Raw genomic sequence first — 22,268 nt, forward strand, 5'->3', positions numbered from 1 at the left:
CATGAATTTATTTTCGTTGCTGGATGAAATTACGGTTCTCCCGAACTATGAGGCGGGCTCAAAAAAGGAACTGATAAATGCTTTAGTTGACACTCTGAAGGAAGAAGTTGAGGATAGTGAGCAACTTGAAAGTATTCGCAAAGCAGTTTTTGAAAGGGAAAAGATCATGTCGACCGGAGTTGGTAAGGGATTGGCAATTCCGCATGCCAAGACTCAGGCTGTCAGTGAAAACCACGCTGCGTTCGCTCTCCTCAAAGAACCGCTGGATTTTGACTCCATTGATAATGAACCAGTCAGGCTGGTTTTTTTACTGGTGGGACCGGAATCAAAGAATAGTCAGCATATTAAACTTTTAAGCCGGATATCTCGCTTAATGAATAGTGGCTCATTTCGGGAAAAAGTTCTTGCCTGTAAAAATTCAGAAGAGATCCTGACTGCATTTCGCCTTGAAGAAGAAAAATATTTTGTCAGTTAAATGAAGCACATATTCCGTATTGCATTTTTAATACTGCTTTTCGCAAACCCGGAATATCTATGTGCACAAAATTTACGATCTGTTCTTGAAAAGGCTCCGAATCAGGAAGCCTTTTGGTCCGTTACGGTACGAGACCAGAAAGGGTACATACTCGAACAATTCAATTCGGAAAAAGTGATCATACCCGCTTCAAATCAAAAGTTGGTTACAACAGCCGCATTGTTAGATCATTTCGGAGCCGATTTTCAGTTTGAGACTGTGATATATGGGAATGGTAATCTTATCGACGGAATCTGGGACGGAGACCTGATTATTGTTGGCAGCGGTGACCCGTCTATCAGTGGGGATCTTTATAATAAGGATCGTTTTCACGTATTTGGGCAATTCTATGAACAACTGGCCAAAGCAGGTATAAAGCAGATCACGGGAGACTTGATAGCCGATGTTTCCTTGTTTGATAAACAAGTATACCCTAAGGGCTGGGATTGGTATGACTTTTCATTTTACTATGGGGTTCAGATCAGTCCGCTTTCATTCAATAACAATGCCGTTGACCTTGAGGTTTTTGCAGAAGGAAATATAGGTGACACGCCTAGGATTGCATGGTTTCCCGACAATACTGATTATGTGACCTTTATAAATAAGCAGGTGATCACACATCCGAATACTGAGTATGATGAGTATTACAGGAGAGAGCTTGGTGGGAATACCATTACATTGGGAAGTACGTTGCCACAAGGTTATTACGAAGATGAATCTCTTTCTATTTATGATCCGCCAAAATATTTTTTATACTCATTTAAGAATTATTTAGCTGAAAAAGCTATCAATATATCCGGAGATCTAAAGGTTTCTTACGAGGCAATGGATACTGTAGAGACTCAACGAATAGCCTCACACAGATCCAAGCCTTTTTCAGAACTGATTGAGTGGACTAATAAGGAAAGTGACAACTTCTATACTGAAATGATGACGAAAACCCTTTCAGCACAAAAAAGTGGTGGAAGTGGAAGTTTTGAGGACGGCATATCGCATATTCGTGAATTCTTATTTGATATGGGACTAGATACCCTTCACATTCAAATGAATGATGCCTCTGGAATGGCAGGAGGAAACTTCAATACCACAGTAAACCTGTCTAAATTATTGGTAGAAATGCAGTCACACCCTGAATTTGATGCGTACTACAGAAGTATGTCAGTTGCCGGAATTGATGGAACCTTGGCTCACAGAATGAAAGGAACTCCGCTGTATAAGAATTTTAAAGGTAAATCAGGGTTTGTAACTGGTGTTAGAACACTAAGCGGTTATATGAACACGAGCTCAGGAAAGCAGGTCATAGTAAGTATTGGGACAAACAACTACATCTCAGAAAAAGTAAGGCCAATTGATTCAATTCATGAAAAAATTCTGATGTACCTTTATAATAAGTATTGATCCAATTCAGCCCAATGCCTGATCATAAAGCACACATATTAGTTACGGACGATGAGAAGGCGATCCGAAATACTCTTAAGGATATTCTTGAGTTTGAGAATTACAAGGTATCGACTGCTGAAAGCGGAAAAGAGGCTCTTGAATTTATTCTCAATAAAAAAGTGGATCTCATGCTGCTGGATATTAAAATGCAGGGCATGGATGGAATTGAAACCCTGAAACAGATCAGGGAAGAAGGTCATAAGTTTCCAGTGATCATGATCTCAGGACATGGTAACATAGAAATTGCGGTTGAGGCAACTAAGACCGGTGCCTACGATTTTCTTGAAAAACCACCCGATCTTAACAGGTTGCTGATCGCTGTGCGGAATGCCCTTTCCCAAAAAAACCTGGAGAAAGAGTATGAGCAGATCAAAAAGAAGCTCCCCCGTATCACGCCAATTATTGGGGAGAGTAAATCAATTCAAAAGATCAAAAACCTGATCGATAAGGTAGCACCGACTAAATCACGAGTGCTGATCACCGGTGATAATGGAACCGGGAAGGAGTTGGTGGCCAAATGGATCCACGAGAAAAGTCGACGCAGTGGCGGTCCAATGATCGAAGTGAACTGCGCAGCTATACCGACTGATCTGCTTGAAAGTGAATTATTTGGGCATGAGAAGGGTGCCTTTACCGGAGCAACTGATCAAAGGATAGGTAAGTTCGAGCAAGCTGACGGTGGGACGTTGTTTTTGGATGAAATAGGTGATTTGGGCCTTGATGCCCAGGCAAAGGTTTTACGTGCTCTTCAGGAAAGTAAGATCACGCGGATCGGTGGGAATAAAGCTACACACATTGATGTCCGTATCCTGGCAGCTACTAATAAAGACCTTGAGCAAGAAATTGCTGATGGAAACTTCAGGGAAGACCTGTTTCATCGTATCAACGTGATTCCAATAGAAGTGCCTGCACTTAGGGATCGGCGATCTGATATACCATTGATCGCTGAAGCCTTTCTCAGTTCCCTCAAAGAACAAGACATAAGTTTTTCCAAGGTCTCATTTACTGATGATGGTTTGGAAGCTCTCAAAAGTCGCGATTGGTCAGGTAATGTGCGAGAATTACAAAATGCGGTGGAACGGCTGGGCATTCTTGCACCCGATGATAAGATCGATGAGGATACGGTAAACAGTATTCTATCTTCAAAGTCAATGTCCGGCGAAAAACTTGATGAACTGGCAAATGATATTTTAGATTTTCAGGAATTTAAAGAACGGGCAGAGAAGATCTTTTTGATCAAGCGGCTGGAAAAGAATGACTGGAATATTACTAAAACCGCTGAGGAAATAGGCATTCAGCGTAGTCACATTTATAATAAAATGAATAAATACAACATAGAACGATAGAAGAATGAGTGCAGAGACCATTGATGGTAAAAAAGTAGCTAAACTTGTAAGAGACCGGGTCAGGGAAGATGTAAATGATTGGAAGAAAAAAGGATATCGGGCTCCATTTCTTCAGGTCATTTTGGTTGGCGATGATCCTGCTTCTAAGGTTTATACAGGTGCAAAGACCAAAGCCTGTGAGGATGTAGGTATTGAAACTCACACCCGTATCTTGCAGGATACGATCTCAGCAAAAGAGCTTAAATCCATTATTCAATCCTATAATGAAGATGGGTCTGTTGATGGGATCCTGGTTCAGTTACCTTTGCCCTCACACCTTTCTTCTCACGATGTGATCGAAACAATAGATTACAGGAAGGATGTAGATGGTTTTCATCCCATGAATGTTGGTAGGCTAACGGTTGATGAACCCTGTTTCAGAAGCTGTACACCGGCCGGTATAATGGAACTATTCAAGCATTACAGTATTCAGGTTAAATCGAAACACGCCGTTGTAGTGGGCGCAAGTAACATTGTCGGTTCACCTATGGCTATTATGCTGTCTCGAGAGAATTCATCGGGAAAGGCAACAACCACTATATGTCATAAATTTACTAAAGACCTTACCCAGCATACAATTTCAGCAGATATTTTGATCGCTGCTGCCGGTCAGCCTGAATTGATAAAAGGTGAGATGATAAAAGAGGGAGCAGTAGTTATTGATGTAGGAATTAACCGGGTGGCTGATGAGACATCAAAAAAAGGCTACAAGTTAGTTGGTGACGTTGACTACGAATCGGTTCGTAAAAAAGCGAGCTGGATCACTCCGGTCCCGGGAGGGGTCGGTCCAATGACCGTGGCTATGCTAATGAAAAATACCTTGCTGGCTGCTAAAAAATCTATTTATCCGGAATAGACCAATTTTTACACTCTGAATCTACAGGTCTTTCATATAAAGTTTATACTGTTTGGCTATGCTATTTCAAATAAATAAACTATAGACATTATGGAAAGGGTAAAAAACCTGTTGGATTCTGCCATTTTCCGTACAGCTATGGAGCAAATTCCCGGCTCCATTGTTATTACTAATGCCGATGCTGAGATACTTTACGTCAACAAGTATTTTACTGAACTTACCGGTTATACAGATGAAGAAGTCCGGGGCGAGAATCCCAGTATACTTAATTCGGGTGAGCAACCCCGGGAGTTTTATCGAGACATGTGGGAAACACTTACGTCAGGGGAAAAATGGATAGGTGAGTTTAAAAATGTCAAAAAAAATGGTTCTTTTTATTGGGAAAAGGCAAGTATAGTTCCGATCTACGATAAAAGCGGTGAAATAGCCTGCTATATGGCTATAAAACAGGATATCACCGAAGAAAAAGCAAATACTGAAAAGGCTGAAAGGCGAGAGCGCCTTCTAAATAATATACAGCAGTTATCGGAAACGGGGGGATGGGAATATGATCCCAAAAATGATCGTTATTTCTGGACAGATCAGCTTTATGAGATACATGGGTTTGAAAAACGATTTAAGGGTGATCTTGTTGAAGAGAGCCTTAAATGTTACAATGAAGCATATCGTGATAGAATTACAGAACTATACAAAAAGTGTGTTGAAGATGGCATTCCTTATGACTTAACGGCACAATTTACGGACCTCAATGGAAATGAAAAGTGGGTAAGGTCCAAAAGTCAAGCCATTAAAAATGAGAAGGGTAATGTTATAAGAGTCATTGGCTCGGTTCGGGATGTAACTGATGAAATCGAAACTCTTCACGCTTTAAAAAGAAGTCAGTCTGAATTTCAAACCCTTGTTCAATCCTTTGATGATATTGTATTCACACTCGATAGTGAAGGCAGATATACTAATCTGTATGGAAAATGGGCTCTGGATGAAGAATTAAGAACTATGATGCTGGGAAACACACCGGCCGAAGTCTTTGGTGAAGAAGCCGGTAAACCGCATGTTGAGGGATTGCGGGCGGCTAAGGAGCTGGGGCAGTTTACCTACAAGTGGCATATTGAAAACGATAATGGCAAAAAAAATTATTATGAGACGAAGCTAACCAAACTGAACAAAGCTAACTCTGAAACTGAAGGATTTTTGGGAGTTGGCAGAAATATGACTGCAGAAATACGGTACAGAGAAGAACTGGAAGATCTGAAGGAGCGATTAAACTATGCACTGATCGGCACAAGAGCTGGGACCTGGGATTGGGACATTGAATCCGGTAAAACCATTTTTAACGAAAGATGGGCTCAAATGCTTGGATACTCACTAAATGAACTGGAACCAACATATATCGAGACATGGAATAATCTTACGCATCCTGAGGATACAAAGAGGGTGGAGGAAAAGCTTCAAAGATATTTCAAAGGGGATATCCCCATGTACGATGTAAAAGTTAGAATGCAGCATAAAGAAGGGCATTGGGTATGGGTGTGGGACAGAGGCGCCATCTTTGAAGAGGATGAGGACGGCAATCCAACACGTATGGTAGGTACGCATATTGATGTTTCAGAGTGGATGGAAGCTGAACAGAATCTAAAATTATCCGAACGGAAGTATAGAGAACTTTTTGAGAATTCTTCTGATCCAAGTTTAATAGAAAAAGGAGGATATATCGTTGATTGTAACCAGGCTTTACTTGATCTGATGGGTTATGAAAAAAAGAATGAATTGATAGGTAAAACGATACTTCAAATATCGCCTGAAACTCAGAGTAATGGCCGGAGTTCTGAACAGTTGTTCACGACAACACTTGACGAACTGAAAAGCTACAATAAAAAAGGTTTACGCTTTGAATGGGAACATATGAAAAAAGATGGCTCCCTCGTTCCTGTTGAAATAGTAATGACAAACCTCACCGATGTTGACGGTGAAAGTATGAGATATGTGGTGTGGAGGGATATCACAGATCGTAAGGCAGCAGAAAAGGAACTCATGGATTCTTACGAAGAAAGAGGAGCTTTGCTAGCCGAAATTCACCACCGGGTCAAAAATAATCTTGCGATCATATCAGGGCTAATTCAGTTGCAGATCTTCGGAATTGAGAATGAATATGCTGCAGAGGAACTCAATAAAAGTGTAAATAGAATAAAATCCATTGCACTTATTCATGAGCAGCTTTACCAATCCAAGAGTTTTACTAATATTTCGTTGAAGGAAAACATCGAAGGTCAGGCTAAAACCTTGTTAAATATGTACAAGAGTAAAAATACCACAACAGTTGAACTTAAAATGGATCTGGAAGATGTGCTCATAAACATTAATCAGGCACTTCCTGTCGGGCTTTTATTGAATGAGATCCTCAATAATGCCTTCAAGCATGCATTCAAGGATCGAGAAGAAGGTGAAATTGAGATAAAGTTGTCTGAGTCAGGGAATAACGTTCAGCTTTTGGTAAAAGATAATGGAATAGGCTTTTCGGCTGCGGGGAAAAACAGTTCTTCTTTAGGTCACACTCTTATTGATACCTTTGTTAAACAACTTAGAGCAAAGGTCGATCTTAGTACAGAAAATGGCACCAAATATATGATCGAATTTGAAAAACAAGATCTAAAGGGAGCAATGGCTTCAAATATGGAGCTTGGCTAACGGAAAATAAATCCCAACAGGGGTGACACTACGCTGTCACACCTTATGTGTATCATTGAGTAAATCAAAAAACAAAACTCAATGATCATGATGAACAACGCATTATCTACTTACCCGCAAAACCAAACTGAAACTGCTTTATTTGCACTTCCAATTCTTAAACGCATCGAGCGCGAAAGCCGAGAAGAATTTAATGAAATGCAGGAAGCCTTCGAATTGATCGGATGGTCGGAATTACCTGATACCTTAAAAGTGGAGATCCATGATGATATTAAATTTATGGTTGAGGAGCTGAAGGGGCGGTTTTCATCTTGTGATCCTTTTGTAAAACGCAGGCGACAAACCGTTAACTACTGGGTGAATTGTTATCAGGACGGTATCTGCAGTCTGGAGGCAGCGATCAAGGCGTTAAAAGTAACATCGCTTTAGAGACTTTACTCAAATTTGGATTACTGACGGAGACAGATAAAAGGTGCAAAAAAAGTGAATCGATGCAGAACTTCCAAAGAGATATACTTATCTTTGAAAAACTGCAAGCCAAACATTTTTTTCTTAATGCACAAAACAGACAACGCCTCTCCATTTGAACGCATTACACGCCAAGGACTTACCTATGATGATGTACTCCTTGTGCCCAATTATTCCAAAGTGCTTCCACGGGATGTGGATACCAGAATCAGGCTCACACCAAATCTAACACTCAACGTTCCTATCATAAGTGCGGCCATGGACACAGTTTCAGAATATCGTTTAGCCATTGCCCTGGCCAGGGAAGGTGGGATTGCGATACTTCACAAGAATATGAGTATTGAAGATCAGGCGGAGCATGCCCGCTTGGTGAAAAGAAGTGAAAGCGGGATGATCGTGGACCCTGTTACGTTAAAGAAGGGGGCTACAGTAAAGGAAGCCCGTGCTCTCATGAGAAAGCAAAAGATCGGCGGAATCCCTATCGTTAATGATGCCGGAATTTTAATTGGTATAGTAACCAACAGAGATCTTCGTTTTGAATCCGCGATGAATAAAAAGCTTGGTGAGATCATGACGCAAGAAGGCCTCATCACGGCCAAAGAAGGAACTAACCTGAAACAAGCCGAAGAGATCCTCCAGCAACACAAAGTTGAAAAATTGCCGATCGTTGATAACAACAACAAGCTGGTTGGATTGATCACCTTCAAGGATATCGAAAAGAAAATGAATTTCCCGAATGCCTGTAAAGATGATATGGGTAGACTGAGGGTTGGTGCGGCCGTTGGTGTAACTGCTGACACCATGGATCGGGTTGACGCACTGGTTGCCGCCAGTGTAGATGTGATAACGGTAGATACTGCACATGGTCATTCCCAGGGCGTATTGGATACCATTAAGAAAATTAAATCAGTATATCCTGATCTGAACGTGATCGGTGGAAACATCGCCACCAGAGCCGCAGCTGAAGCCCTTGTTGAAGCGGGGGCAGATGTGGTTAAAGTCGGAGTGGGTCCTGGTTCTATTTGTACCACCCGCGTTGTAACCGGTGTTGGAGTTCCACAGCTTAGTGCTGTGATGGAAGTAGCCGAATTTACCGGTAAGAATGGAATTGGTCTTATTGCAGATGGAGGTATCAAACAAACGGGCGACATCCCAAAAGCCATTGCAGGTGGAGCTGATGCCGTTATGATGGGTTCTATGTTTGCCGGCGTGGATGAAAGTCCCGGCGAGACCATTATTTATGAATCCAGAAAATATAAATCATACCGAGGAATGGGCAGTATAAGTGCTATGAATAAAGGGTCTAAAGACCGTTATTTCCAGGATGTTGAGGATGACATAAATAAACTGGTTCCTGAGGGCATTGAAGGTCGCGTACCGTTCAAAGGATATCTGAGCGAGGTAGTTCATCAAATGACAGGTGGTTTGCGGGCAGCTATGGGATATGCAGGTGCTGCTGATATCGAAGAGATGAAAAAAGCTGAATTTGTACAGATCTCCGCTGCAGCCTACAGAGAAAGTCACCCTCACTCAGTTCAGATCACTAAAGAAGCTCCTAACTATTCGGTTTCATAAACGGCTTGCTCGGCATAAAAAATGTGCTATTTATGGTCTACTACTTCCCGCCTCTTGGTGGGAGCGGGGTCCAACGGGCACTCAAATTCTTTAAATACCTTCGTGATTTTAGGAGGAACCCGGTAGTGATATGTCCTATAACGGGAGATCATCCCGATATCCCACTTAATACAAGTGTAATTACTCATGGCTTTGATCCAGTTGATTTCAATGGAACAGTTAAGCCAACTTTGGAGTATAAATCAAAAAAGTTTAATCTGCTGTATGGCGGTTTGTTTTATGAGTCCAACCAGCCTGATGTTTTTCTGAAAAGCGTTAAAAGAACTGGTTCAAGAGTCAAGGATAAGCCGGGAAGATTTTTAACTTCCTTTTCAGGGAGCTTTGACCCGCGTATTAAAGATTATGTGAATGATCTTGATATGGGAAATTCTGTAACAGATTGCGGATGTATAACTCATAGTATAGCAGTTACCAACGTTCAAAAATCTGATGCGTAATGGATGACCTCGAATTTTAACCCGGTTCACAAACAATTTAAAAGTGGAAAGCTTTTTGAATGCCTGGGTTTGGAAAAATCGATTTTGGGTCTGGTTCATAGTGGATCTGAAAAAGAGGCCTTGAAACATTATGAGGCAGGATATATTACAAAACCGATTGATATTGAAGCGGTTAAAAAGACCGTTTTATCTTTGATTGTTGGTTGAAAAGGCAGGAATTTGAAAAGTGCTGGCAAAAGATACATACAACAATATGATCGAAGAAAACTAACGAAAGAATTGGCAGTGGTATTCAATACATTATCATCTCAATAATTATTCGACTATTGTTTAAATTATAAGCCTATGATTGATCTGCTAAAAAAATTATTTGAACAGCGCCGTAAAGAAATAACGGTCATGTTACTGGATGATTCCCAACCGGGTGAGGATAACTCGTATAAATTATATCCAAATAGTATCTTTGGGATATTTGTAACGATCTTTGCCATTATGGTAGTTGTAATTGGAGTTACGTTCATGATAACACCATTAGGCGAGCTGTTATATAACTCTGATGAAGCTGAGATCAGGGCTCAGATAATGCAGATCACAAATAAAACAATTGCACTTGAAGATTCTCTCAAGAAAAGAGATACCCAGCTTCAAGAGATGAAGAATATCATACGCCTTAGTGTGGACACCACTCTTGCCATGGACCAACGGTTCGACCAGTTGTTCACAGAAACACAACGCACGAACCAAGGTGACTTTATTTCCATGGAGGAGTTTGGTTCAATCGATAAGCTTTCACAAAATGAGATTCTGTTTTCCAACGTATCAAAAACCATACCTGACTTTCCCGGGCGGTATCCTGTCAAAGGCTCGTTAACAAGGGGATATTTACCGGATGAAGAACATTATGGCATTGACATTGCAACAGGGATAGACGAACCTGTGATCAATATTGCAGACGGATCCGTATTTACGAGTAACTGGACCATTAACAATGGATACGTTATCTCTGTTCAGCACGGTAATGGCGTAGTAACCACTTTCAAGCATTTAGCTAAGTTAAACAAAAGAGAAGGAGACCTTGTACTGAAAGGTGATATTTTGGGTGCTACCGGTGATGCCGGTGTTTTAAGCACCGGTCCGCATCTTCACATAGAAGTATGGAAAAATGGTGTTCCTCAAAACCCTGAATTATATTTAATAAATTAATAAAGAATATGCTTAACTCTAAGAAATCATCAAAAAACGTGTCAGACAACTCCAGACAATCACCAACGGTTAATATTATCAGTGAAGGCACCAAGCTGAAAGGGGATCTGAATTCAGATTCTGATATTCGTGTAGCCGGCACCGTTGAGGGTGAAGCCCGCTCTAAAGGGAAGATCATAATTACCGCAAATGGAAACATAAATGGCAATCTAGATTCTGCTGATGCTGATATTGCCGGAAAAATAGATGGAGAGGTCAAGGTTTCCAATAAGCTGACTCTCAGAGCCAGCGCGGTCATTGATGGAAATATATACACGAAGACCTTAATAGTTGAAGAAGGGGCACAGATCAACGGTTCATGCAGAATGGGTTCCGATGCTAAATCTTACAGCAGCAGCAAAGAAACCGAAAAATCCGGAACAAGCAGTTAAAAAGAATCGCAATTCATTGCCAAAAAATCTACTGCCAAAGAAATACACCGAATATCTGGGATTGGGAGCTGAAATAGCGGCTTCCCTTTTGATACCGATTATGGTCGGTTACTATCTGGATGAATATTTCGGGACTTCACCTTTTATATTACTCGTAGGTGTTTTGGGAGCAATGATCGGATTCGGATTAATGATATATCGTATATCAATAAAACTAGATTCTGACGATGATCAATCTTGATGATGGAGTTTTAAAAAACTCACTCATAATTTCCGCTCTGCTGATAGCTATCTCAATAACTTTTTTTTTGATAGGCAGTGGCGAGGGAGTTGCTGTGTTGTCGGGCACCTTGCTTAGTGGAGTTTTTGTTGTTAGTAGTGCATGGGTTTTTGAAACCTACCAATACGCTGAAAATTCCGTTTTTACGAAGATTTATTTCATATCCGTAGGTGTTCGTTTAATAGTGATCTTAACACTATTCGGAATTTTGCTTGGAATAACAAAAATTGATGAAATCTACTTTACAGTTAGTTTTTTAATTTCCTATCTTTGTCAATCTGTAACGGAAATGATTTTTTTAAACAAAATTATATAAAAAAGAGTAGCAGATAAAATGGTTCAAACCCTGCGTCGAGTTTTTTTAACTCTTTTGTTTTTATCTATAAGCACTTCAAATACATTTGCAGCTGATGCAGCTGACCAGGATGATGGTCAAGTACTTGACGTTATGGGGACCATAGCAGATCACGATTATTTAAAAACACCCTTTGGTAAAATTTATCTGCCCCGAATATTTTATTGGGAAAATGCTGCCGGTGATACAAACTTTGATACTTTTACATCTACTGCTTCAGCAGTAGAATCCGGGGCCTTTATGATGAATGAAGAAGATATTTTAGTGCCTGCCGGTAATGGGCGTATTATTGTTGACCTGTCAATAACATCACACTTGATCTTCTTTTGGCTGGGTATGGGCTTAGCGGTGATTTTGACGCTAATGGCTGCTCGAAAATATAAAAAAGGAATTGGAAGAGACGTAGAGCCTAAAGGTGCATTTCAGAACATTTTTGAATTGTTATTTGTCTTTGTCAGAGATGAAATAGCCCGCGACAATATAGACAGTCAAAAAGCTGACAAGTACGTTCCTTATCTGTTTACCATGTTTATGGGAATCACTTTCATGAACCTATTTGGGCTTTTGCCTTGGGCTGCCACAGCAACTGCTGACCTGACAGTAACGGCAACGCTTGCAACGGTTACATTTTTGATTACGCAATTTAGCGGCACCAAAGACTATTGGGCTCACGTTTTTGTATTTCCTGGAGTACCTTCGTGGGTGCGTTTGATACTCACACCGGTTGAAATACTTGGTTTATTTACAAAGCCATTTGCACTAGCTGTACGTTTATTTGCAAATATGCTCTCAGGTAAGATCATGATAATCGCCATACTTGGTCTTGTCTTTATATTTACGGATTTACTTGGAGCAACCGCCGGAATAGGAGTGAGTGTTTTTTCAGTCCTATTAACTGTGGTTCTATATGCATTGAAAGCTTTTGTAGCACTTTTGCAGGCGTACATTTTTGCTCTGCTTTCCGCAGTATTTATTGGAATGGCTGCAGAAAGTCATGAGCATGATGAAGAAGGATATCACTCAGAACATATTGCTGAAGAAGTTTCAGCTTAATAACAAAACTAACACTAATAAAAACTAAACAAACAGAACTATGGGATTTTTAGCAGCTGGTATTGGAGCCGGAATTGTAGCACTTGCAGCCGGAATCGGAATCGGAATGATCGGTAAAAGTGCGACAGAAAGTATTGCACGTCAGCCGGAAGCTGCCGGCGATATTCGCGGTGCGATGATTTTGACTGCCGCTTTTATTGAAGGTGTAGCACTTCTTGGAGCCGTTGTATGTATTCTGCTTGCTCTTGGAATTGGACAATAATCTTAGATAGGGAACTATCATGATTTTCCTTTTAGCAGGTGGGGGTGGCTTACTCTCATTTAATTCAGGCTTGGCATTTTGGATCTTAGTATCCTTAGTGATATTCATGCTTGTAATGATGAAGTTTGCTGTTCCACCGATTATGTCTGCACTTCAGGAACGTGAGCAAAATATCAAGAGCTCTTTAGAATCTGCTGAGAAAGCTATTGCCAAAGCAGAAAAGATCTCTAAAGATAATGAAAAAGCTCTTCGTGAAGCTGAGGTTAAGGCACAGCAGATCCGCAAAGAAGCCATCGAAGAAGCTGAACTGATACGTACAGATCGTATCAATAAGGCTAAAGAAGATGCTGATCAATTGATTGAGCAGGCAAAAAGCACGATTGAACAAGAGAAAAAGCAAGCTCTTAAGGAGTTGAGAAGTGAGGTCGCAAAACTTGCGGTGCAATCTGCTTCTATCATAATCGATTCCGAGCTTGATAATGAAAAGAATAACAAGCTGGTAGATAATTTTTTAACTGATCTATCTAAAAACTAATTTAATTCATGCTGGTATCTAAGGCTTCAGGAAGGTATGCAAAAGCACTTTTAGAGCTTGCAGAAGAACAAAATGTTCTCGAGCAAACTCTTGAGGATGTCTTATTTATAAAAGAGACCATAGACGGATCGAGGGATCTTCTTATTGCATTAAAGAGTCCTGTCATCAAGCCTGAAAAAAAGGTTGCAATACTTGAGGAAATTTTCGGAGATGAGGTAGGTGAACTTGTTCATAAGTTTATCACACTGATCGCCCGGAAAAATCGTCAAAGTATGATCGATGAGATCGCCAATTCTTTTATTGAGGTCTATAACGATCATGTTGGTATCATTGAAGCAAAAGTATCTGTAGCTAATAAACTAACCGATGAACAATTGGATAAAGTTAAATCCAGGTTAGCTGAAGTAACAGGTAAAAAGATACAGATCGTGGAATATGTGGATGAAGATCTTAGAGGTGGAATGGCCATCAAGATCGCAGACACAGTTATTGACGGTACCGTTAAGCATAAATTAGAGCAGCTTGAGGATGTATTCCTAAGCTCAGCGATGGAATAAAATTTCAAAACATTTTTAACTAGATATATAAGATGAGTCAAGTCAGACCAGACGAAGTTTCAGCCATTTTAAGAAAACAACTCTCAGGCTTCGACAACGAGGCAGATACCTACGATGTAGGAACCGTACTAGAAGTGGGTGATGGTATTGCACGTGTTTACGGTTTGTCCAAAGTACAAGCCGGTGAATTGGTTGAGCTACCTGAATCTAAAGATGATAACGGCAACTCAGTAACCGGAATGGTACTAAACCTCGAGGAAGATAATGTAGGTATCGTTCTATTCGGTTCTGCAAATGCCGTAGAGGAAGGTCACACTGTTAAACGAACAAATGATATTGCCTCCATACAGGTTGGTGAGGGTCTTTTAGGCCGTGTGATAAACCCATTGGGTGTTCCAATTGATGGTAAGGGCAGTATCAGTGGCGAGACTATCAAATTACCTCTTGAGCGTAAAGCTCCCGGTGTAATTTACCGTGAACCTGTTACCGAACCATTGCAAACAGGTTTAAAGTCCATTGACTCATTGATCCCAATTGGTAGAGGTCAGCGTGAGTTGATAATCGGTGACCGTCAGACAGGTAAAACAGCTGTTGCCATTGATACCATAATCAACCAAAAAGCAACTCAAGATACAGATAAACCGGTACATTGTATCTATGTAGCTGTTGGACAAAAAGGTTCAACTATAGCGAGGATCCGTAAAGTTCTGGAAGATAACGGTGCTATAAATTATACTACTATTGTAGCCGCACCTGCCAGTACATCTGCACCACTCCGTTATATTGCACCTTTTGCCGGAGCTGCAATTGGTGAATATTTTCGTGATACAGGTAGACATGCTCTGGTTATTTATGATGACCTTTCTAAACAGGCTGTTGCTTACCGTGAACTATCACTTTTGCTGAAGCGACCTCCGGGACGTGAAGCTTACCCTGGTGATGTGTTCTATTTACATAGTCGTCTTCTTGAGCGTGCTGCTAAGATCATTCGTGATGATGAAGTAGCTAAGAGCATGAACAATATTCCTGAAGAACTTAAGCCTAGTGTAAAAGGAGGCGGTTCATTGACAGCTCTACCTGTTATTGAGACCCAGGCGGGTGATGTTTCAGCTTATATCCCAACTAACGTAATTTCTATTACAGATGGACAGATCTTTTTGGATACGGACCTGTTCAACCAGGGTATACGTCCTGCCATTGATGTAGGTACTTCGGTATCTCGTGTTGGTGGTTCTGCTCAGGTTAAGTCCATGAAAAAACTATCAGGTACTTTGAAACTTGATCTGGCACAATATCGTGAACTCGAGGCATTTGCCAAGTTCGGTTCTGATCTTGATGCTTCTACACAAGCACAGCTTAGAAAGGGTGAAAGAACGGTTGAGCTATTGAAACAGGGTGAGTATCAACCACTACCTGTAGAGCAACAGATAGCGTTACTTAAAATAAACGCAGAAGGCCTTTTGGATAAGCTTGCTGTAAATGAGATCGGTGAGTTCGAAGAACAATACCTCGAAACTGTTGGCATTAAGTTTGACGATGAAATGAAGTCACTTTCTAAAACTGGCGTTCTTGATGACAGTTTTGGTGATGAGTTGATAAAAACTGCTAAATCTGTAATTGAACAGGTAACAGCTAACTAATTTACAGCGGATTAATCAATGGCTAATCTTCGAGATATACGAAACAGGATCTCTTCGATCAATAATACGATGCAGATCACCAAAGCTATGAAAATGGTGGCGGCTGCTAAGTTGAGAAAGGCTCAGGATAAGATGAATAATACTCGTCCTTATGCCTCCAAAATAGAAGAGGTAGCCGGCAGACTTGCTAATAACAGTAAAGCTACCAATCCTGTCATGCGTACGCCTGAAGAAGTGAATAACGTTCTTTTCATTATTATTGGTTCTGACAGAGGTTTATGTGGTGGTTTTAACAATAACCTTTTTAAGGATGTTGAAAGCAAAATAGAAAATAATTTTGCGTCACAGTCTAAGGAAGGATCTCTATCGTTAGTAACTATAGGAAAGAAGGCCACAGCTTATTTCAAAAAAAGAAAATATAATGTTGTAGAAGGCTATCCTGGCTTTTTTGATGATATTGATTATGACAAAACATCTGATATCATGGCCAATGCCATGGAACAGTTTGTTGATGGTACATATGATGAAGTTTATATCTCGTTCAATGAATTCAAGTCTGTTATAGCTCAGACAAAAAGAACTCAAAAGGTATTACCTATTGATCCGAAAACAATTGGAAAATCTAAATCCGAAGATGCATCTGAATCTTCGATTGATTACCTTTACGAGCCGAATTCACAGGCTATCTTAGATAAACTGTTACCTCTGCATCTAAACATGCAGTTATGGCGAGCAGTACTTGAGTCTAATGCTTCAGAGCAAGGTGCACGAATGACCGCTATGGACAGTGCAACTGAAAATGCCAAGGATTTAGAACGTGATCTGAGACTAGAATACAATCAGGCCAGACAAAGTGCTATAACCACTGAGATCTCGGAAATTGTATCCGGTGCTCAAGCGTTAAGTGATTATTAGGAGAGCTGGCAGAGTGGTCGAATGCGGTGGTCTTGAAAACCATTGAGGCCTCACGGTCTCCGGGGGTTCGAATCCCTCGCTCTCCGCTTTAAAATAGCCCCTTTACGGGGCTATTTTTGTTTTGAACCGTTATTTATAAATATTATCATCGTGCATTCGTTGAAGGCATAAATCACTAACTAAGTATGACAGCACGAATAAGTTTTTTTTTAATTTTAGTTCTCGGATTATCCACTGTAACCGTTCAGGCACAGGACACCCTAAGAATAGACTTTCAAACCTTCTTGTCTAAAGCCCTTAATAATTCAGGGCAGGTCGACTATGAAAAGCAGGATGTTGAACTGGCAGAGAACAGATTGGATCAAGCAAAGGCCCAGCGCATCCTTCCTAGTGTTGAATTTAACAGTCAACACGGACTTGTACCCGGGGTAAAGAGTGATGTATCAGGGTTACCTGAAGATGAATATTATTTGGATCCCAACCTTCGCAATGACTGGGATGACTGGGCTGTCTTTACACGGTTTCAGTTGACAGCCGCACAACCGGTTTTTACCTGGGGAGCGATCAATAAAGCTATAGACGCTGCAAGACTTGGGGCAGAAGCCGCTCAATACAGTTTTGAAGCAAAAAAAGAAGACCTTGAAATCCGACTGTTTGAACTATACTACAGCCGCGTCTTAGCTATGGAGATAGAACGTCTGTTGGATGAAGCTCAGGATAAAGTCAATCAGATAGAAGGGCAGATAGAGGATATGCAGGAAGATGGAGATACAAGCCTTGATGATTCTGAGATCTTTAAGTTTGAGATCTTTAAATCTGAATTTGAGATCCAGAAGGCAGAGGTGGCTGAGAACATGAGGTTTGTTCAAGAGACCTGGAACTATATCCTCAGGAATAATGAAAATACGATCTATGAACCTGAGATTCGTTTTTTAGATCCCGTCTCAGCTGAAATTGAACCGGTTGACTTTTATCAGCAATCTGCCTTCAGTAACCGTCCGGAATTAAAAGCACTCGATCTAGGACAAGAAGCAACTCGTACGTATGTTTCGTCACTTAAAAGACAAAACCTTCCCGGATTATTTTTAGGTGGTTATCTTAATTTTGCGAATACCCCAAATCGACCCCGTCAGTCTAATCCTTTCATTCAAAATAACACCAATTTATTTAGTGGAGGATTTGGATTTACTGTTCGGCAGAATCTTAACTTTCTATCAATAAAAGCTAATATTGAAAGGAATCAGATCGAGTTAAGAAAGATCAATTATGCAGAAGATGCTGCCAAAGATGGTATTTTACTGGAAGTAAACAATTATTACCGGCAAGCAGCATTGGCAGATGTTAAAGTGAAACAGACCGATGAGGCATTGGTAACCTCAAAAAAATGGTTGCGTCAGGAACAACTTGATTATGATTTTGGTATGGGTGATACAAAAGATCTTATTGATGCAATGAAGAAAGAGCTTGAATTAAAGCTTCAATTGAAGCAAAGAGTATTTGAATACAACTCATCTCTTGCTAAGCTAAATAAATCAGCAGGTATTCCGTTAACAACGCTGATAACAAACTGAATTTACTATTATGAAAATGATGAAAACCTTAATTTTATTACTTATTACCCTGGTTGGATCTAACAGTTTATACGCTCAAAATGCTGATCAACAGATCAAAGATCTACTTGAAAGCAGAGATGATCAGATCAAAGAACTTATGGGACCGAAAGGTACAGAGTATACTGATGCGCAGCGGGCTGAACTAAAGGAGATCATTAACGGTATCATCGACTTTGAAGCCATGGCAAAAGAAGCTTTGGGTGAAACCTATGATACCATTACAGAAGAGCAAAGAAATGAATTTGTCGATCTCTTTGCTACCATTGTAAGGGATCAATCTTTAAATAAACTTGATATTTATAGAGCTAAAGTCACCTATAACGATATTTCGGCCAGTGGTGATGAGGCCAGAGTCGAGACACTTGCAGAGCTTGAAGATGTTAGGACTCCTGTTAATTACGAGATGGAAAAGAAGGAAGGTGAGTGGGTTATAACTGATATGGAAATTGATGATGTTTCCACTGCCGGATCCTATAACCGCCAATTTCAGAGAATAATAAACCAAAAAGGTTTTGATTCCCTGATGAACAGTTTGCGTAAAAGAGCAGATCGTGCATAGTTTACTATCATAAATAATTTACTTCTAAATTTAAAAATGTGCTGAAACCGGTAACTAACGATAAACTTGGAAAAGAAGGCTATATATACGTTAGTTATGGCCATCCAAAATATTTGAAGCACGTTATTGCTTCCGTTAGTACTCTTAGGAGGTATGATACAAAAAGGCCTGTTGCCCTGGCCTGTACAAAAAAGCATAAGAATCTGATCAAAAAATATGGTCTGGAAGAAGTATTTGATCATTTGATAGATCTGCCCGAAGAACATGCATCCATTGTAGGATTCAAGCATAACTTCTACAATTACCTGTATTTTGATAAGAATCTTTTTCTGGACAGTGATATAGTATGGTGTAAAAAACCTGACTCTCTCTGGCAAGCACTGAATGCATACGATTTCACGATCACAGGTAATCTGGTTTCTGATAATTTCTTTGGGGCACCGAAAAGTATTGGGGTTGCCAAAGATATTTTGCTGTTAAGAAGAAAGCGTACTCTTAAACGATTTGGCCTGACTTACCTGAGCCGTGCACAAACCGGACTTATGTATTCAAAAAGTCCGTCTCTTACCAAAAAAGTGTGCGAACTAGCCAAAGAGATGTTGAAGAGAAAGGCAGACACTCATTTTCAAAGCCGTAAAAAAGAAAAGGGCAGAAATGAAGAATCCTGTGAGTGGAGTCTAGCAATGGCGATGTCAAAGCTAAATATTCCTGTTTATGCGTGGTTTCAGGGCCATACAAGTCCACAACTCGATTACATTGCATTCCTTGCCGACCACGATGACGATTTTGAATACGTAAAGTGTAAGTACTATTGCAACGATTTCGTGTATTCCTTTAGGGGATTGAAGACTGATTGGATCAAAAGCTTACTGATAACGGCGTTTTCCCTTATTCCCGGCAAGGGTGACCATATGATGGTGACCCCGCACTGCCTGCATTTTGGCTGGTATCACGAAAAAAAACCATTTTTTGATTTCTCAGATAGAGTTTGGGATGACTTAGTTCAAGCCCAAAAGTTACCTAAAACTTCATTGGGATTAGAAGATCGCTCATCCAATGAAGCTTAGTGATGATTCGAAAAAAATACTAAAGAAGTCACTTAGACTTCTTGTTCAGTTTTCGATCATTGGATATCTGATCTATCAGCTTTTTGAGATAGGATTACAGCAGATCCTCGAGTCACTCCCCCGTATTCCCTCTTTTTACCTGCTCTATTTTGTGATTTATTTTTCCCTTCCGCTTGCTGAAGTACTAATCTATAAAATCAAGTGGCCGATCACCTTTCGTGATGCTTTTCCGATATTCATCCAAAAGAAGGTTTTAAATACAGATGTAGTAGGATATTCCGGTGAATTGTTTTTATACATATGGGCTAAGAAGTACCTGAAGGATCCCGCTAAAGAGGTATTCATTTTTATCAAAGACAATAATGTGCTGTCGTCTTTGGCATCTGGTATAGTCACAATATTCCTGCTCATATTCTTTATTTCGCAGGGATACATAAATATTTCAGACTATGTGGGAAATGTGAAGGGATGGAGCTGGATTTTGATCTCGGTGGGTTTAATTGTTGCACTAGTGCTTGTTTATCGATTCAGAAAAGCCATATTAGCTCTGAACCGTTATGACAGCATGAAAATATTTTCGTTACATGCCGGAAGAATAATTTTTATCAATGTTATCCAGATATTACAATGGCACGTTGCCAGACCCGATATTGCTATTCCGGTTTGGTTTACTTTTTCAGCTGTGCAAATTCTGGCATTACGCATTCCATTTTTACCAAGCACTGATGCTTTATTTGTAAACGTTGCTCTGGAAATGTCGGGGGTAGTATCTGTTCCAAAAGAGGCCTTGGTTGGAATATTGACAGCTAATCTTATTTTAAAACGCATCCTGAATGTTGTATCATATTTGGTCTCAAAATACGTGGGGACAGATACCAAAGTGGAATCATCAAAACAAGAAATTGACCTTGATAGAAATGATTAAGAAAATAATTCTATTAGTACTGATATTATTATTCAGTAACTCTGCAGTGGCCCAGCTGATCAATTATGATTCTGAAAACATAGACATTAAAACTGGTTTCTTTTTTCTGACAAATTTAAATGGCTTTGATGAAGAACTTCCATATTGGTCGCACGTCAATATGGATGGACGGATCGATCAATATTCTGCAAATGCACTGAATTACATTGACTGGAACGCAAATTTGTACAAAAGATCTATATTCGATCTTAATATTGGTGGCAGTTTAACCTCCCGAATTTCTGAGAATTCAACGGTATTTTTTGATCAGGCATATGTTGATCTTAAGATCTCGAATTTTAAATTAATGGGTGGTCGCTATATCGATCCACTTGCTCTTAAAGAAGACGAATTGTCAACCGGTTCTTTTATGTATAGCAGGAACGCAACTCCCATACCTAAAGTAGCATTTGCAACAGATGGTTTTGTGGGAGTTCCGGGAACCAATGGAATTGTAAGATATAACGGTCTTTTTGCTCACGGCTGGTTTGATAATGACCGCCACGTGAAAGATGTTTATCTGCACGAAAAATATTTCTATTTAAGCATCAAGTATGCATTTTTTGATGCGCGAGGAGGCATCGTTCATAATGTGCAATGGGGTGGTGTAAGTGACAGTCAAGGACAGCTACCATCCGGTGGTCAAACATTTTGGGAAGTAATAACGGCAACCGGATCCAGTGATGATAATGCACCCGGCGGGGAACAATCTAATGCAGTAGGAAATTCAGTGGCTGCTTACGATTTCAGCCTGGGTTTAAGTTTTGATGATTTCGACCTGAGAGCCTATCGATTATTTTATTTGGAGGATAAGGTGTCTACAAGGTTCCGAAGTCCGTGGGATGGTATTTGGGGGTTTACTGTAAAGCCTGAAAACTCAACACTGATCCAAAATATCATTTGGGAGCACATCAACACCAAAAGAATGGACTCCTACGATTGGGAGCCATGGGGAACGGCCAGTTACTATAATAATGGAATTTACCGAACCGGTTGGACCTATCAGGGACGTGTGATAGGAAATCCAATGTTATTGACAGATGGCACCACAGAAAGGCCGATATATAATAATATAATTGTAGCCCATCATATTGGGCTGTCCGGCCAATTATCAAATGCAGTAAACTATAAGTTGCTGTATACTTTTTCCCGGAATTATGGTGTAGTGGAAGACCAGATTATTACCCGGTTACCACGGGAAGAATGTCCCGGAACGGGAGGCAGGGTTTGTGCTGAATTACGGCCACTGGAAGATTTGAAAAAAGTGAATCACTCCGTTATGGTTGGAATCAATTCGTATGTGCCCGGTTATGAAAGGCTGAAGTACGGAGTAAATGTTACAGCTGATCTGGGAGAGCTTTACGGTGACAGGATTGGAGCCGGCATCAATCTTGAGTATGATCTGATCAAATAA

Annotated in this window: 24 protein-coding genes and 1 tRNA gene; all 25 read left to right on the forward strand. The window is 40.3% G+C overall.

What is annotated here, in order from left to right; genetic code table 11:
* Position 1 precedes the first annotated feature (1 nt).
* On the forward strand, positions 2 to 475 hold the full coding sequence (locus ACKGJO_RS02945) for a PTS sugar transporter subunit IIA (protein WP_411321903.1): 474 nt from the start codon (positions 2 to 4) through the stop codon (positions 473 to 475).
* The gene (gene dacB, locus ACKGJO_RS02950; protein ID WP_411321904.1) at positions 476 to 1,912 is read left to right on the forward strand and encodes a D-alanyl-D-alanine carboxypeptidase/D-alanyl-D-alanine endopeptidase; all 1,437 of its coding nucleotides are present in this window, start codon (positions 476 to 478) and stop codon (positions 1,910 to 1,912) included.
* Between the two features lie 14 nt (positions 1,913 to 1,926).
* Positions 1,927 to 3,300: a sigma-54-dependent transcriptional regulator gene (locus ACKGJO_RS02955; protein WP_411321905.1), complete on the forward strand. Its 1,374-nt coding sequence runs from the start codon at positions 1,927 to 1,929 to the stop codon at positions 3,298 to 3,300.
* 4 nt (positions 3,301 to 3,304) lie between these two features.
* A complete protein-coding gene (gene folD, locus ACKGJO_RS02960; RefSeq protein WP_411321906.1) occupies positions 3,305 to 4,195 on the forward strand; it encodes a bifunctional methylenetetrahydrofolate dehydrogenase/methenyltetrahydrofolate cyclohydrolase FolD in 891 nt (296 codons plus the stop codon).
* Positions 4,196 to 4,285: 90 nt separating this feature from the next.
* Positions 4,286 to 6,880, forward strand: a complete 2,595-nt coding sequence (locus ACKGJO_RS02965) for a PAS domain S-box protein (protein WP_411321907.1) — start codon at positions 4,286 to 4,288, stop codon at positions 6,878 to 6,880.
* Between the two features lie 87 nt (positions 6,881 to 6,967).
* Positions 6,968 to 7,309 carry a hypothetical protein gene (locus ACKGJO_RS02970; RefSeq protein ID WP_411321908.1) on the forward strand — a complete coding sequence of 114 codons (342 nt, stop codon included), beginning with the start codon at positions 6,968 to 6,970 and terminating at the stop codon, positions 7,307 to 7,309.
* A gap of 126 nt (positions 7,310 to 7,435) precedes the next feature.
* Positions 7,436 to 8,923: an IMP dehydrogenase gene (gene guaB, locus ACKGJO_RS02975; protein ID WP_411321909.1), complete on the forward strand. Its 1,488-nt coding sequence runs from the start codon at positions 7,436 to 7,438 to the stop codon at positions 8,921 to 8,923.
* A gap of 5 nt (positions 8,924 to 8,928) precedes the next feature.
* Positions 8,929 to 9,420 (forward strand): hypothetical protein, encoded by a 492-nt coding sequence (locus tag ACKGJO_RS02980; protein ID WP_411321910.1) that lies wholly within the window; start codon positions 8,929 to 8,931, stop codon positions 9,418 to 9,420.
* Between the two features lie 69 nt (positions 9,421 to 9,489).
* Positions 9,490 to 9,627 carry a hypothetical protein gene (locus ACKGJO_RS02985; RefSeq protein ID WP_411321911.1) on the forward strand — a complete coding sequence of 46 codons (138 nt, stop codon included), beginning with the start codon at positions 9,490 to 9,492 and terminating at the stop codon, positions 9,625 to 9,627.
* A gap of 138 nt (positions 9,628 to 9,765) precedes the next feature.
* Positions 9,766 to 10,623: a M23 family metallopeptidase gene (locus tag ACKGJO_RS02990; RefSeq protein ID WP_411321912.1), complete on the forward strand. Its 858-nt coding sequence runs from the start codon at positions 9,766 to 9,768 to the stop codon at positions 10,621 to 10,623.
* 8 nt (positions 10,624 to 10,631) lie between these two features.
* Positions 10,632 to 11,054 (forward strand): bactofilin family protein, encoded by a 423-nt coding sequence (locus tag ACKGJO_RS02995; RefSeq protein WP_411321913.1) that lies wholly within the window; start codon positions 10,632 to 10,634, stop codon positions 11,052 to 11,054.
* Positions 11,055 to 11,070: 16 nt separating this feature from the next.
* Positions 11,071 to 11,295, forward strand: coding sequence for an AtpZ/AtpI family protein (locus ACKGJO_RS03000; protein WP_411321914.1), 225 nt, complete (start codon positions 11,071 to 11,073; stop codon positions 11,293 to 11,295).
* Positions 11,282 to 11,650 (forward strand): hypothetical protein, encoded by a 369-nt coding sequence (locus ACKGJO_RS03005; protein ID WP_411321915.1) that lies wholly within the window; start codon positions 11,282 to 11,284, stop codon positions 11,648 to 11,650. The genes ACKGJO_RS03000 and ACKGJO_RS03005 overlap by 14 nt, the downstream gene beginning before the upstream one ends.
* 54 nt (positions 11,651 to 11,704) lie before the next feature.
* Positions 11,705 to 12,742, forward strand: coding sequence for a F0F1 ATP synthase subunit A (atpB, locus tag ACKGJO_RS03010; protein ID WP_411321916.1), 1,038 nt, complete (start codon positions 11,705 to 11,707; stop codon positions 12,740 to 12,742).
* Between the two features lie 40 nt (positions 12,743 to 12,782).
* On the forward strand, positions 12,783 to 13,004 hold the full coding sequence (locus ACKGJO_RS03015; RefSeq protein ID WP_411321917.1) for a F0F1 ATP synthase subunit C: 222 nt from the start codon (positions 12,783 to 12,785) through the stop codon (positions 13,002 to 13,004).
* 19 nt (positions 13,005 to 13,023) lie between these two features.
* Positions 13,024 to 13,539: a F0F1 ATP synthase subunit B gene (atpF, locus tag ACKGJO_RS03020; protein ID WP_411321918.1), complete on the forward strand. Its 516-nt coding sequence runs from the start codon at positions 13,024 to 13,026 to the stop codon at positions 13,537 to 13,539.
* An 8-nt stretch (positions 13,540 to 13,547) separates the two neighbouring features.
* Entirely contained in the window at positions 13,548 to 14,096 is a 549-nt protein-coding gene (atpH, locus tag ACKGJO_RS03025; protein WP_411321919.1) for an ATP synthase F1 subunit delta, read from the forward strand.
* 32 nt (positions 14,097 to 14,128) lie between these two features.
* Positions 14,129 to 15,736 carry a F0F1 ATP synthase subunit alpha gene (gene atpA / locus ACKGJO_RS03030; RefSeq protein ID WP_411321920.1) on the forward strand — a complete coding sequence of 536 codons (1,608 nt, stop codon included), beginning with the start codon at positions 14,129 to 14,131 and terminating at the stop codon, positions 15,734 to 15,736.
* Positions 15,737 to 15,754: 18 nt separating this feature from the next.
* Positions 15,755 to 16,651 (forward strand): ATP synthase F1 subunit gamma, encoded by an 897-nt coding sequence (gene atpG / locus ACKGJO_RS03035; protein WP_411321921.1) that lies wholly within the window; start codon positions 15,755 to 15,757, stop codon positions 16,649 to 16,651.
* Positions 16,651 to 16,737: transfer RNA gene (locus tag ACKGJO_RS03040), tRNA-Ser, on the forward strand. Before atpG ends, ACKGJO_RS03040 begins: the two co-directional genes overlap by 1 nt.
* A gap of 99 nt (positions 16,738 to 16,836) precedes the next feature.
* The gene (locus ACKGJO_RS03045) at positions 16,837 to 18,222 is read left to right on the forward strand and encodes a TolC family protein (protein ID WP_411321922.1); all 1,386 of its coding nucleotides are present in this window, start codon (positions 16,837 to 16,839) and stop codon (positions 18,220 to 18,222) included.
* Positions 18,223 to 18,238: 16 nt separating this feature from the next.
* Positions 18,239 to 18,823 carry an MlaC/ttg2D family ABC transporter substrate-binding protein gene (locus tag ACKGJO_RS03050; protein WP_411321923.1) on the forward strand — a complete coding sequence of 195 codons (585 nt, stop codon included), beginning with the start codon at positions 18,239 to 18,241 and terminating at the stop codon, positions 18,821 to 18,823.
* A gap of 38 nt (positions 18,824 to 18,861) precedes the next feature.
* Positions 18,862 to 19,890, forward strand: coding sequence for a hypothetical protein (locus tag ACKGJO_RS03055; RefSeq protein ID WP_411321924.1), 1,029 nt, complete (start codon positions 18,862 to 18,864; stop codon positions 19,888 to 19,890).
* Positions 19,880 to 20,815, forward strand: a complete 936-nt coding sequence (locus ACKGJO_RS03060; RefSeq protein WP_411321925.1) for a hypothetical protein — start codon at positions 19,880 to 19,882, stop codon at positions 20,813 to 20,815. Before ACKGJO_RS03055 ends, ACKGJO_RS03060 begins: the two co-directional genes overlap by 11 nt.
* Positions 20,808 to 22,268: a capsule assembly Wzi family protein gene (locus tag ACKGJO_RS03065; protein ID WP_411321926.1), complete on the forward strand. Its 1,461-nt coding sequence runs from the start codon at positions 20,808 to 20,810 to the stop codon at positions 22,266 to 22,268. Before ACKGJO_RS03060 ends, ACKGJO_RS03065 begins: the two co-directional genes overlap by 8 nt.

The sequence above is a fragment of the Gracilimonas qinghaiensis genome, from assembly GCF_046602855.1.
In the GTDB taxonomy this organism is placed as follows: Bacteria; Bacteroidota; Rhodothermia; order Balneolales; family Balneolaceae; genus Gracilimonas.